Genomic DNA, 12,651 nt, shown 5'->3' with positions numbered 1-12,651 from the left:
CACGCCGTGGTCGCCCGCGCCGTCGTGGGCCGCCCCATAAGATCTCGGGCATGTCCCGATCCGTACGGCTTGTCCCGTCCGTCGTCCTGGCGCTGGCGCTCGCCGCGTGCGACGGCGGTGTGCGCGGTACGCCCGGCGGATCCGGTCTGCGCGACCCGTACTTCCCGAGGATGGGCAACGGCGGGTACGACGTCACCCACTACGCCCTCACCCTGGACTACGACCCGGGCCGCCGTCACCTCACCGGCAAGGCGGTGATCACGGCACGCGCGACCCGCGACCTGTCCGCGTTCGACCTCGACCTGAAGGGGCTCGACGTGGCCGGCGTCTCGGTCGAGGGCCGTGCGGCGCGCTGGAGCCGTGCGGACCAGGAGCTGACCGTGCGCCCGGCCGGGGACCTCGACAAGGGCGAGACGTTCAGCACGACGGTGCGCTATGCGGGCACCCCCGAGACGATCACCGACCCGGACGGCTCGAAGGAGGGCTGGCTGAGGACCGCCGACGGCGCGCTGGCGCTCGGTGAGCCGACCGGCTCGATGGCGTGGTTCCCCGGCAACCACCACCCGTCCGACAAGGCCACGTACGACATCACGATCACCGTCCCCAAGGGGCTCCAGGCGGTCTCCAACGGCGAGTTGACGAGCGAGACGACGAAGAACGACCGCACCACCTATGCCTGGCGCACCGCACAGCCGATGGCGAGCTATCTCGCCACGGTCGCGATCGGGCACTACGCCGTCACCCGCTCCACCCTGCGCAACGGCCTGCCCGTGTACGTCGCCATCGACCCGACCCAGTCGCGGGCGAGCCGAGATGTCCTGGCGAAGATCCCGGAGATCCTGGAGTGGGAGGAGCGCAACTTCGGCCCCTACCCCTTCTCCTCCACCGGCGCCATCGTGGACCGGCCGGAGGACGCCGGGTACGCCCTGGAGGCCCAGACCCGTCCGGTCTTCCCGGGCCCCCCCGACACCGAGACCCTCGTCCATGAGCTCGCCCACCAGTGGTACGGCGACTCCGTCACACCGGAGAGCTGGCAGGACATGTGGCTCAACGAGAGCTTCGCGACCTACGCGGAGTGGCTGTGGCAGGAGGACCACGGCGGCGACACGGTCCAGCAGATCTTCGAAGCGCTCGACCGGGGCGACTACTACGACGACCCGGCTGACGACGAGGCGATCTGGGCGTTTCCGCCCGGGAGGCCGCCGAGCGCCGCGCACGTCTCCGACAAACCCGTCTACGAGCGTGGCGCGATGGTCCTCCACAAGATCCGCCAGACCGTCGGCGACGACGCCTTCTACGGGATCATCCAGGGCTGGGCCGCCACCCACCGTCTTGGGAACGCGAGCACCGCCGACTTCACCGCGTACGTCGAGAAGAAGGCGCCGGGCAAGGACTTCCGCGCGATCTGGCGGGACTGGCTGTACGGGGATGGGAGACCGTCACACGCCTAGGCGGACTCGCATGGCCTGGGCCCCGGTTCCTTGTCGGTCACCGCGTGCTCAGCAAGAGATCAGCTTGTGGGCATCACTTGTCGCGAGCTTTTAGTCCCGGACAGACACTCGGTCTTCGTTCGTCATCTGGCGTCTGCCCGCCTTGGGTCGCTTCTGACTAGCGTCGTTGCTGTTTGAACCATCGACCCGGGAAGGGCCCCTATGTCCATTCACGGTGATACTCCGTCACACGACACGACCGGGCAGAGCCGGCGCGGCTTTCTGCGCAACGCGGCGCTGGCCGGTGCGGGAGCGGCAGCCGTAGGAGTCGGCGCGTCGCCCGCCTTCGCCGCGGACGCCGCCAAGACCGGCAAGGCCGGCACGTGGAGACCGGATCAGACCGCCCTCCAGTTCACCCTCGCGGTGATGCCCGACACCCAGTTCCTGTACTGGGGCTCCCAGGACAGCGTCAACCGGACGCCGCAGGAGGAGTCGTTCCGCTACATCATCGAAAACAGCGGGACCGCCGACAACAACATCGTGTTCATGGCGCACCTCGGTGACCTGACGCAGGACGCCGACCCGTTGTCGTTCCAGGAGGTAGACAAGGCGTTCGCTGTGCTGGACGCGCACGGTGCCGCGTACAGCGTGCTGGCCGGCAACCACGACGTCTCGGGCGACGACAGCCGCGGCGACACGCCCTACCTCCAGACCATGGGCCCCCAGCGGTTCCGGCACTCGAAGACCTTCGCCGGGTCGGACGAGACCGGCTACAACACGGCGCACATCTTCCAGGCCGCCGGCCGCTCGTGGCTGCTGCTGGCCCTGGACTGGCGGACCACCGACCAGGGTTACGCGTGGGCGAACAAGGTCATCAAGGCCCACCCGAAGATGCCGGTGATCGTCACGTCTCACGACATCGTCGCCTCGCCGTACGATGACAACGTTTTCCCGTACGAGTCCGGCGACCCGGAGAACAACGCCGTGATCGTGGGCAACGGTCAGGCGATGTGGGACAAGCTGATCAATGAGAACGACCAGGTCTTCCTGACCCTCAACGGCCACTACTGGCCACCCGGGCGCATGACGCAGAAGAACGCCTCCGGCAACGACGTGCACATGCACATCACGAACTACCAGAACCGGTACTTCGGCGGTGGTGGCATGATCCGGCTGTACCACTTCGACCTGGCCCGCAACACGATCGACGTCGAGACGATCAACCCGTGGATCCTGGCCCAGGACCCGGAGTCCCGCACCGAGCTGGCCGCCGAGATCGCCCAGGTCACCGGCCCGGTCGACAACTTCTCGATGGCGATCGACTTCGACGAGCGGTTCGCGAGCTTCGCCCCGGTCGCGGTCCGGCCCGCCCGCCCGGCGAGCAAGGAGCTGGTGAAGGGCACGCTGGCGTACTGGCGCTTCGACGGCCAGGGCGCGCCCGGCACCTCGCTCACCGCGGGCCAGACGATCCACGACCTGTCCGGCAAGGGCAACGACCTGACGGTGGTGACCCTGCCGGGCACGGCCGCCGACGCGCTGACCTGGTCCGCCGACCACCACCCCGACCAGCCCGCGCACGCGAGCCTGAAGTTCGTCGGTGGCAGGAACCCGCTTCACGGCGCGTACCTGACCACGGGGGAGAAGGCTCCGCTGAACGCCGAGACGTTCAAGAGCGGGTACACCATCGAGACGTTCGTGATGATGCCGCTGGACTGGGACGCCGGCAAGAACGGCTGGGCGTCGATACTCAGCCGCCGGGGCTCGGCCGGAGACGCCGGCAAGCACGGCAAGAACACCGACCCGGGCGAGCCCTTGGCCCAGCTCTCCATCTCGAACAACGGCCGCGAGCCGCAGTTCAACCACTACCCGCTGAACAACACCTACCCGACGACCAACTGGGGTCACGGCCTGGTGGAGCTCAAGTGGTGGCACCTCGCGGTGGTCAACGATGGCCGCTACACGAGGCTGTACGTCGAGGGCGCCCCGGTCGCCGACAACCCGAGCCGGGTGTCGCAGGGCATCACCTCGCTCGGACTGCCCTGGCTGGTGGGTGGCCACGCGTACGCGGGCGCCATCGACATGGTCTTCCACGGCAATGTCGGTGACATCCGCATCGTGAACCGCCCCCTCTCCAGGGACGAGTTCCTCACCGGCCAGTAAGCGGTCCCTCCCGTCTCCGGCCCACCCGCCGGAGACGGGAGACACCCGTTCCGGGGACTGGTCTACGTCGGTGGCCTCGACCCAGGACGCGACGGTGACGGGGGTTCCTTACAGCTCTTTGCGCATCACGAAGCAGGGGCGGCCGTGCTGCAGGTCCGGCCGGCGGGCGATCGTCTCGTAGTCGAGTGCCGTCCAGAAGGCCAGCGCCCTGGGGTTGTTCTCCAGCACCGCAAGACGTAGAGCGGTGCGACCCGCCGCCCGGAAACGGTCCTCGACCAGGGACACCAGCCGCCGGCCGTGTCCCTGCCTCTGCAAGCCCGCGTCCACCATCAGCAGGCCGATCCAGGGGTCCGGATCGGCCGGGTCCGGGTGGTGGGCGAGAGTGATCGCGACTCCCGCCAGGCGCCCGGCACTGCGGGCGAGGAGGACCTCCACGTCCGGGTTGACCACCTCCCCGGCCAGCGCCGTCGCCACCTGCTCCGGGCGGATGTCGGCCGGGTCGGGGAAGTCACCGCTGAGCGCGTGGAAGTCGCGGTTGGACGCGTAGAGCGCGGTGAGTTCGGTGAGCAGCGGCGCCGGGATGTCGTGGTCGCGGGTGAGGCGGAGGGGCTCGAGGATCACAGAGCCAACGTATCGCGCACCCGGCGGCGCGCCTTCGGGAAGCTGGGACCCGGCGCTCCGGGAGGACAGACGGGAGCCCCGGCGCGCCGGGGCTCCCGCTCAGGCCTGCTGCGGGATGTCAGACGTTGACGCCGAAGTCCTGGGCGATGCCGACCAGGCCCGAGGCGTAGCCCTGGCCGACGGCGCGGAACTTCCACTCCGCGCCGTTGCGGTACAGCTCGCCGAAAACCATGGCGGTCTCGGTGGCCGCGTCCTCGGAGAGGTCGTAGCGGGCGATCTCCTGGCCGCCGGCCTGGTTCACGATCCGGATGTAGGCGTTGCGGACCTGGCCGAAGTTCTGCGAGCGGGACTCCGCGTCGTAGATGGAGACCGGGAAGACGATCTTATCGATGTCGGCCGGGAGGGCCGCCAGGTTGACGTTGATCGCCTCGTCGTCGCCAGCGCCCTCACCCGTGCGGTTGTCACCGGTGTGCACGATCGTGTTGTCGGGGGTCTGCTTGTTGTTGAAGAAGACGAAGTGGGCGTCGGAGTAGACCTTGCCCTCGTTGTTGACCGCGATCGCCGAGGCGTCGAGGTCGAAGTCCGTGCCGGTGGTGGTGCGGACGTCCCAGCCGAGGCCCACGGTGACGGCGGTCAGGCCCGGAGCCTCCTTGGTGAGCGAGACGTTGCCACCCTTGGACAGGCTTACAGCCATTGTTGGGAGTCCCTTCCCTCGGTCGCGTACGCGGTGCGGTACTTGTGCGCTGGCTTCGTACGGGGACGAAGCTACAGCTACCGGTATCAACGCCAAGAGGGGTCCTGATGGTTCCGCATCTCTTTACTTTCTTTACCTGCGGTCTCGGGCGGCGCCGGGCGCCGGCGATATTCGCGTGACGCGGGCCGCGGGTCCGCGCGACCATGGGGGCATGTCCGGTCCGTACACCATCCGCGGCTCCGTCTCGCTTCCCGAGGCCGAGCTCATGTGGCGTTTCTCGCGGTCGTCGGGGCCGGGCGGGCAGCACGTCAACACCAGTGACACGCAGGTCGAGCTGCGTTTCGACCTAGCGAGGACCGAGGCGCTGCCCCCGGTGTGGAAGGAGCGGGCCCTCGAGCGGCTGGCGGGGCGGCTGGTCGACGGAGTCGTCACCGTGCGCGCCTCCGAGCACCGTTCGCAGTGGCGCAACCGCGAGGCCGCCGCCGTACGCCTCGCCTCGCTGCTCGCCGAGGCGACGGCGCCACCACCCAGACCCAGGAGGGCGACCCGCATCCCCCGGGGGATCAACGAGCGCCGGTTGCGCGAGAAGAAGCAGCGCTCCGAAACCAAGCGCGGCCGGTCGGGGCGGGACTGGAGTTAAAAGGCTCCTTTTCGAATTCGCGACGGAAAACGGCGGAGCGGGAAAGCGAATTCTCCATGCCTTCACCGGGCGTCCGGGGAAGGCGAACTCCCTCAACCCAGATGCCGGTAGCGGCCCCGGAAGTACATCAGCGGCCCGCCTTCCGCACTCGGTACCCGGGCGCCGAGCACGCGGCCGATGACCAGGGTGTGGTCGCCGGCCGCCACGCGCTGCTCCGTACGGCACTCCAGGGTCGCCAGCGCACCGCCGACCAGGAGGGCGTCGGAGGTTTCCCCGCGGACGTACGGGATGTCCTCGAACAGGAGCCGGTCGCTGATGCGGCCCTTCATGGCGAACCGGCCCGCGATGTGCCGCTGGCTCTCCGCGAGCACCGAGACGGCCCACAGGGGCTGTTCGGCGAGGAGGTCGTCCATACGGGAACCCTCGCGCAGGCTGACCAGTACCAGGGGCGGGTCCAGGGACACCGACATGAAAGCGGTTGCGGTCATGCCGACGTCCTCGGCGCCGGGCCCCTCGGGGTCCAGCGCCGGCTCGCGCGAGGTCACCAGGACCACACCCGCGGCAAGCCGGGACATGGCGGCGCGGAACTCGTCGTTGCTCACCCCCTCAGCATGCCCGGGGGCGGGCGGTACGACGGGCACGGGCGTGGCAGGGGGAGCCTTCAGCACGTCGGGAACGCTAGTCGGCGCCCGCGAACCCGCACATCGGGCCCGGGCCCGAACCGCGACCTAGGACCATCGGCGGACGCCGGCGGACGCCCCGGGGCGCTGCGGGAGGCCTGCGCGCACCCCGGACCGGCCGCGACGGGAGGCGTGCCGTAAACTCAACAGACTCTGGACCGCACTCCGTTGGCGCGTATGATCACAAGATCTGCACAGGCGCTCAATTGTGTTCTGTAAACGCACAGAGAAAACGCGGAATCACCACTCAATTGTTCATCTTTCACTGTGACTTGAGTCACAGGGGCCGTTATTTGTTGACCCTGTGTACCTAGTGGGGAGCGCGCTGTGATTCAGTGGCGGGGACGCTGCACGACGCTACGCGCGGAGTACGCCGAGTAGCGCACCTAGGGAAACCGGGAGAACCGTAGTACGCCGACGCGTCCCTGGAGTTGCTGCGAGACCTCGAGGGGAGGGCGAATGGAGACCGAGTCGGAGCCGTATGTCCGCCTTGCGACCCTGCGGCAGCTGCATCAGGTCATGGCGGACATGAACACCGCCCGCAGCCTGGCCGACACACTGCAGACCGTCGCCGACGGCATCGTGACCGGTCTCGGCTACGAGCTGGCGGCCGTCAACCTCGTACGCCCGGACGGCGACCTCGTCGTCGCGGCATTCGCCGGGAACTCCGCCGCGGAGTCGCTGATCACCGGACGGGTCGGCTCCCGCGCTGCCTGGGAGCGCCGGCTGGGCATGGGCGAGGCCTGGGGCGACCTCAGGTTCATATCCCACACCGAGGGCTGGATCCTCGACGAGGACGATGTGCCGCAGTGGCACACCGACGGTCCCGAGCCCCGCTTCGAGGACGAGTGGCACCCCTCCGACCGCCTCTTCGCGCCCATGTACACGCCGGGCGTGCAGGGCTCCTGCGGTGAGCTCATCGGGGTCATATCCGTCGACCGGCCGCGCAACGGGCGGCGGCCCGGGGCCTGGGGCCGGGAGGCGCTGCAGATGTACGCCTTCCAGGCCGCCATCGCGATCAGCAACGCACGGCTGCGGGCCAACATGCAGCGGGCCCTGGTCCGCCTGGAGCGGGAGCAGCAGGCTCTGCGCGCCAGCGAGGAGTCCTTCCGGCAGGCCTTCGAGTACGCCCCCTCCGGCATGGCCATCGCCGAGATGGGCGGCGAGCAGCACGGGCGCATCCTGCGGACCAACGACGCGCTGTGCCGTCTGCTGGGCCGGCCCGCCTCCGCCATGCGCCGCTACTCCTTCTCCGATCTGGTGCACCCCGAGGACATAGGCACACTGCTGCGGACCTCCGCCGAGGGCGGGCGGGCCGAGCTGCGGCTCGGGCGCCGGGACGGCACCTATGTCTGGGTCTCCCTGCGCAACTCCGTCGTCGCGGACGCCGCCGACGGGCCCCGCTTCCTGCTCACCCACGTCGAGGACATAGAGGAGCGCAAGCGCCGCGAGCTACAGCTCGCCCACCGGGCCTCGCACGACTCGCTCACCGGTCTGCCCAACTCCGCCGAGCTGCGCTCTCGGCTGTCCGCCCGTCTCTGCCAGCGCCCGCAGTCCCTGCCGCTGGGCGCGGCGGACTCCCTGGACGCCGCGTACGGGGATCACGGGGTGGGTCACCCGGCGTTCGACGGCCCCGGGCACACCTTCGACTTCCATGCCGCCCCGGGCCCGTACGACGCCTTCGACCACCATGTGCACACCGTCGCCCCGGACGGTGACACCGACGACGGCACCAAGGGGCTCGCGGTGCTCTTCTGCGACCTCGACGGCTTCAAGTCGATCAACGACCGGTTCGGGCACAACGCGGGCGACGCCGTCCTCATCGAGGTCGCCCGGCGGCTCAGCCGCGGCGTGCGCGACGGGGACACGGTCGCCCGGCTCGGCGGCGACGAGTTCGTCGTCCTCGCCAACGGGCTCGGCAAGGCCGACGCCCAGGACCTCGCGGTGCGCCTGCGCAACGAGATCATCCAGCCGATCCGGGTCGACGGCCGCGCCATGCGGGTCGGCGCGAGTTTCGGCATCGGCTGGGCGCACTGTGGAATGACGGCGGACGAAGTGTTGAAATCCGCTGACGAACGCATGTACGTAGAGAAACGATCTCGTCCCAAACAGCATCGGCGCGCCGGTTAGGCCGCAGGTCGGCGTATGGGTGACGGGAAGAACATCCGTGTGGGGTCCGCGGAACGGGTAGGCTCGCCATTCAGCCCCGTATGCATCTGGACCCGCACCTGCTGAGGAGACCTAGGGATGACGGCCGGCAACAACGGCGCGAGCACGCCCGAGGACGAGGATCCGTTCGGCTATCTCTACGCCGACGGTCAGGCCAACGGCGCACAGCCGCCCACAGGCGGTTACGGCTACCCGGGCTCCGTCAACAGAGTGCGTGCGGTCGGGCAGCGCCAGTACGGCCAGCCGCAGCCGCAGCCCGCGACGGCCGCCTACGGCCAGGTCCCGCAGCAGCAGCAGCAGACGTACGGCCAGACCGCCTACGGCCAGCCGAACGCGCACTACGCCGCGCCCGAGACCGTGCCGGGGGCCGCGCCCACGACCCGTCAGACCCCGGTCGGCGGGGGAGGCGGCGGACGGGGCCGGGGCCCGAACACCAAGGGCCTGCTGATCGGTGCGATCGCGGTGGTCGCCGCGGTGGTGATCGGCATCTCGGTCGCCATGATCGGCGGCAACTCGGACGACGACAAGAACGCGGCGGGCGGCCCGTCGAACAGCCCGGCGGCCTCGCACAGCGCCTCCTCGAGCGCGTCGGCGTCCGCCTCCGCGACCGCCGGTGACCTGCCGAAGGTCGACGCGAAGGCGCTGCGGCTGGAAGGCGGTACGGCACTCGCCTCCGACGTGAAGGGCGCCAAGTCCGACGGCGGCATCTACGTGACCGGCTTCAACCAGGTCGGGGCCAAGGTCACCTGGAGTGTCGACGCGCCTGAGAAGGGCGGCTACCGGTTGTACGTCCGGTACGACATCCCCGGTGTGGACGCCAACGGGACGCTCACGGTCAACGGCACGCCCAACACCCAGCCGCTGAACATGAAGAACTTCAGCGGGCAGCCCGCGGGCGACTGGGAGAAGGGCTGGCAGACCACCTGGGCCCAGGTCAACCTGAACAAGGGCACGAACACCATCGAGCTGGGCTGCGTCAACGGGAACCAGTGCAACGCCTACCTGGACCAGTTCTACCTGACGGGCCTCAACGGCTAGACGCCGCGAGGGGCCGTGTGCCGGGGCCGTCAGGCCGCCGTCGCCTCCCCGGTGACAGTGATCTGCTCCAGCAACTCCTCATAGATCCGCCGGTCGAACTCGCCCGCCGTCGGCGCCAGTACGGTCGCCGCGGACAGGGCCACCGCCCGGGCCAGGCGGGTGGGCCACGACAGGCGTTCCACCAGACCCGACAGCAGGCCCGCGACCGCCGAGTCGCCGGCACCCGTCGGGTTGCCCTGGAACCGGCGCGGCGGGGCGGCACGCCAGCGGCCCTCCGCGTTCACGGCGAGCAGACCCTCCGCGCCCAGCGAGGCGACCACCGTGTGGGCCCCGCGCCGACGGGCGTCCCGGGTGGCCTGCGACGGCTCGTGGGAGCCGGTGAGTTCGGCCAGTTCCTCGGCGTTCGGCTTGACCACGTCCGGGCGCGCGGCGACGCCGCGGCGCAACGGCTCACCGCTCGTGTCCAGCAGCACAGGCACCCCCGCCGCGCGTGCGGTGCGCACCAGTTGGGCGTACGCACCCACCGGCACGCCCGGCGGCAGGCTGCCGCACAGGGCCACCGCCGTGGCCGAGGGCACCAGATCCCCGTACGTCTTCAGGAACGCGGCCCACTCGGCGGGGGTTATCACCGGGCCCGGCTCGTTGAACTGGGTGGTGTCGCCGGTCGTCCGGTCGACGACCGCGATCGTGCGCCGGGTCGCGCCTTCGACCGGGACGAGCGCGTCCACCACGCCCGGCGTGCGGCCGAGCCCGTCACGGACGGAACGTCCCGTCGCGCCGCCCGCGAAGCCCGTGGCGGTCACCTCGTGGCCGAGTGCGGCGAGCACCCGGGCCACGTTCAGCCCCTTGCCGCCAGGGCGTTCGGCGACCTCGGTCACCCGGTGCGAGCCGCGCGGCCTCAGCGCGCGCACGCGATAGGTGATGTCGAGAGCGGTGTTCAGCGTGACCGTCAGGATCACCTGGGGACCTCCCTCGAAGGTGACGGTGCGCTGCGTGGTCCAGGGGTTCCGGATGGCGCTTGCCGTCTGGCGTGTGCGGAGGCTCGATCATGCCAAATCAGCGGCGGTCGGCCCAGTCCCCCGGACCGACCGCCTTGCGTCAACAAGCGAATGAATCACCCCAGTTGGGGATCGACCACCCACTCGCCACGACGCATCACGCCCTTGAGGGCGAAGTCCGCGTCCAGCAGCACCAGGTCGGCGTCCTTGCCGGGCTCCAGGGAGCCCACGCGGTCGTAGACGCCCAGCAGCTTCGCCGGGTTGACCGAAATGGCCGCGACGACGTCCTGCACCGGCAGCCGGTCGACGGTGACCGCCCGCCGGAACGCGCGGTCCAGGGTGAGCGTCGAGCCCGCGATCGAGCCGCCCTCCACCAGACGCGCCACGCCGTCGGCCACCTCCACCTCGAGCGGGCCGAGCATGTACCGCCCGTCGCCGCCACCGGCCGCGTCCATCGCGTCCGTGATGAACGCGACCCGCCCCGCGCCGGCGTGATGGAACGCCAGTTGGAGCGAGGCCGGGTGCAGATGCGTGCCGTCGTCGATCAGCTCGACCGTGATCCGCTCGTCCTCCAGGAGTGCCGCGATGGGGCCCGGGGTGCGGTGGCCGAGTGGCGGCATCGCGTTGAAGAGGTGGGTGGCGACCGTGGCACCCGCGTCGATGGCCTGCACCGTCTGCTCGTACGTCGCGTCCGTGTGCCCGATCGCGGCGATCACGCCGTGCTCGGCCAGCAGCCGCACCGACTCGATGCCGCCGGGCAGCTCGGTGGCGAGGGTGACCATTTTCGCGTGGCCGCGGGACGCGTCGATCAGCTTGCGGACCTCCGCCGGATCGGGGTCGCGCAGCAGCTCCTCGGAGTGTGCGCCCTTGCGGCAGGGGGAGATGAACGGTCCCTCGAAGTGGATGCCGGCGATGTCGCCCTGCTCGGCCAGTTCCGACAGCAACCCGGCCTGCTTGGTCAGGAAGCCCATGTCGTTCGTGACAGTCGAGGCGACGAGAGTCGTGGTGCCGTGCGACCGGTGGGTGCGGATGGCCGCCAGGGCGTCCTCGGCCGTACCCGAGAAGGACGCACCGCCGCCGCCGTGGTTGTGGATGTCGACGAATCCGGGCACCAGCCAGTGGCCCCGTACGTCGGTCACCTGCGCACTTCCGGCGGCCTCCGGCCCTGGAGCACCGGCGTCGACGATCCGTGTACCCTCCACGACGACGCGGCCGTCGTCGACGATCCCGGTGGGCAGCACCACCCGGGCACCGGCGAGAACCTTGCTAGCGGCCATCAGGTGGTTACCTCCGAACGGTCGGTGGATTCGAGGAGATCCCAGGCGAGGAGTCCCGCGCCCAGGCATCCGGCGGTGTCTCCCAGGGCCGCGGGGACGATCGACGGCGCTTTCTGGAAGGTGAGCCGCCGCCGGACGGCGTCCCGCAGCGGTGTGAACAACGTTTCCCCTGCCTCGGCGAGCCCGCCACCGATGATGAGCGTGCGCGGGTCCAGCAGGGTGAGGGCGGTGACCAGGCCGTCGGCGAGTGCGTCCACCGCCTCCTGCCAGACCCGGACGGCGTTCGGCTCACCGGACGCCACGGCCTTCGCGCAGTCCGAGGCGTCCGCCTCCGGGTTCCCGGAGGCCTCGGCCCATGCCGCGCTCACCGCCGCGGCGGACGCGTAGCGCTCCAGACAGCCGTGCTGTCCGCACGGACACGGGGTCCCGCCGGGCCGTACGACGACATGGCCGATCTCGCCCGCGAAGCCGTGGGCGCCGGCCTCCACCCGGCCGCCGATCCCGATGGCGCCCGCGATGCCGGTGCCGAGGGGCACGAACAGAAAGCGGTCCGCTCCCCTGCCCGCGCCGATCCGGCCCTCGGCGAGCCCTCCGGTGCGCACGTCGTGCCCGAGGGCGACGGGCGCCCCGGCCAGGCGGTGGCTGAGCAGGTCACGCAGGGGTACATCGCGCCAGCCGAGGTTGGCCGAGTAGGCGGCGATGCCGCGGTCGGCGTCGACGATGCCGGGGACGGCCACGCCTGCGGCGGCGGCCGGCTCGCCGAAGTGCCGCTCGCCGTGTGCGCGCAGCTCGGCGGCGAAGCCGAGGATCGACTCCACCACCGCTTCGGGCCCGCGCTCGCGGCCGGTGGCCCTGCGCGCCTGGTGCAGCAGCTCGCCCCCGGCCCCGACCAGGGCGGCCTTCATCCCGGTGCCGCCCACGTCGAGGGCGATGACATGTCTCAC

General features: G+C 70.5%; 11 protein-coding genes. 5 read left to right on the top strand and 6 right to left on the bottom strand.

Features of this window, described 5'->3' with window-relative positions; translation table 11 throughout:
- Positions 1-50 precede the first annotated feature (50 nt).
- A complete protein-coding gene (locus tag ACWDA7_RS06355; RefSeq protein ID WP_450603030.1) occupies positions 51-1,451 on the top strand; it encodes a M1 family metallopeptidase in 1,401 nt (466 codons plus the stop codon).
- 201 nt (positions 1,452-1,652) lie between these two features.
- Entirely contained in the window at positions 1,653-3,590 is a 1,938-nt protein-coding gene (locus ACWDA7_RS06350; protein WP_450603029.1) for a LamG-like jellyroll fold domain-containing protein, read from the top strand.
- 108 nt (positions 3,591-3,698) lie between these two features.
- On the opposite strand, the gene ACWDA7_RS06345 is transcribed toward ACWDA7_RS06350, so the two are convergent.
- Both ACWDA7_RS06345 and ACWDA7_RS06340 read right to left on the bottom strand, forming a co-directional pair.
- Positions 3,699-4,211: a GNAT family N-acetyltransferase gene (locus ACWDA7_RS06345; protein WP_450603028.1), complete on the bottom strand. Its 513-nt coding sequence runs from the start codon at positions 4,209-4,211 to the stop codon at positions 3,699-3,701.
- 118 nt (positions 4,212-4,329) lie between these two features.
- Positions 4,330-4,905: a TerD family protein gene (locus tag ACWDA7_RS06340; protein ID WP_450603027.1), complete on the bottom strand. Its 576-nt coding sequence runs from the start codon at positions 4,903-4,905 to the stop codon at positions 4,330-4,332.
- Between the two features lie 211 nt (positions 4,906-5,116).
- On the opposite strand from ACWDA7_RS06340, the gene arfB reads away from it, so the two are divergent.
- A complete protein-coding gene (gene arfB, locus ACWDA7_RS06335; protein ID WP_433131675.1) occupies positions 5,117-5,545 on the top strand; it encodes an alternative ribosome rescue aminoacyl-tRNA hydrolase ArfB in 429 nt (142 codons plus the stop codon).
- Positions 5,546-5,637: 92 nt separating this feature from the next.
- Here the strand turns inward: arfB and ACWDA7_RS06330 are convergent, their stop codons facing one another.
- Complete coding sequence (locus ACWDA7_RS06330; RefSeq protein ID WP_450603026.1) at positions 5,638-6,213, bottom strand: flavin reductase family protein; 576 nt, start codon at positions 6,211-6,213, stop codon at positions 5,638-5,640.
- Between the two features lie 471 nt (positions 6,214-6,684).
- On the opposite strand from ACWDA7_RS06330, the gene cdgB reads away from it, so the two are divergent.
- Positions 6,685-8,355, top strand: a complete 1,671-nt coding sequence (gene cdgB, locus ACWDA7_RS06325; protein WP_450603025.1) for a diguanylate cyclase CdgB — start codon at positions 6,685-6,687, stop codon at positions 8,353-8,355.
- A gap of 117 nt (positions 8,356-8,472) precedes the next feature.
- Positions 8,473-9,432, top strand: coding sequence for a carbohydrate-binding protein (locus ACWDA7_RS06320; protein ID WP_450603024.1), 960 nt, complete (start codon positions 8,473-8,475; stop codon positions 9,430-9,432).
- Between the two features lie 29 nt (positions 9,433-9,461).
- On the opposite strand, the gene ACWDA7_RS06315 is transcribed toward ACWDA7_RS06320, so the two are convergent.
- The 3 genes from ACWDA7_RS06315 to ACWDA7_RS06305 form a co-directional block, all read right to left on the bottom strand.
- Positions 9,462-10,391: a 1-phosphofructokinase family hexose kinase gene (locus tag ACWDA7_RS06315; RefSeq protein WP_450603023.1), complete on the bottom strand. Its 930-nt coding sequence runs from the start codon at positions 10,389-10,391 to the stop codon at positions 9,462-9,464.
- A 155-nt stretch (positions 10,392-10,546) separates the two neighbouring features.
- Positions 10,547-11,707: an N-acetylglucosamine-6-phosphate deacetylase gene (gene nagA / locus ACWDA7_RS06310; protein WP_450603022.1), complete on the bottom strand. Its 1,161-nt coding sequence runs from the start codon at positions 11,705-11,707 to the stop codon at positions 10,547-10,549.
- Positions 11,707-12,651 carry an ROK family protein gene (locus tag ACWDA7_RS06305; RefSeq protein ID WP_450603021.1) on the bottom strand — a complete coding sequence of 315 codons (945 nt, stop codon included), beginning with the start codon at positions 12,649-12,651 and terminating at the stop codon, positions 11,707-11,709. The genes nagA and ACWDA7_RS06305 overlap by 1 nt, the downstream gene beginning before the upstream one ends.

The sequence above is a fragment of the Streptomyces sp. NPDC001156 genome, from assembly GCF_053598275.1.
Note: the sequence above shows the minus strand (reverse complement) of the source record. Positions and strands in the feature narration are given on the sequence as shown.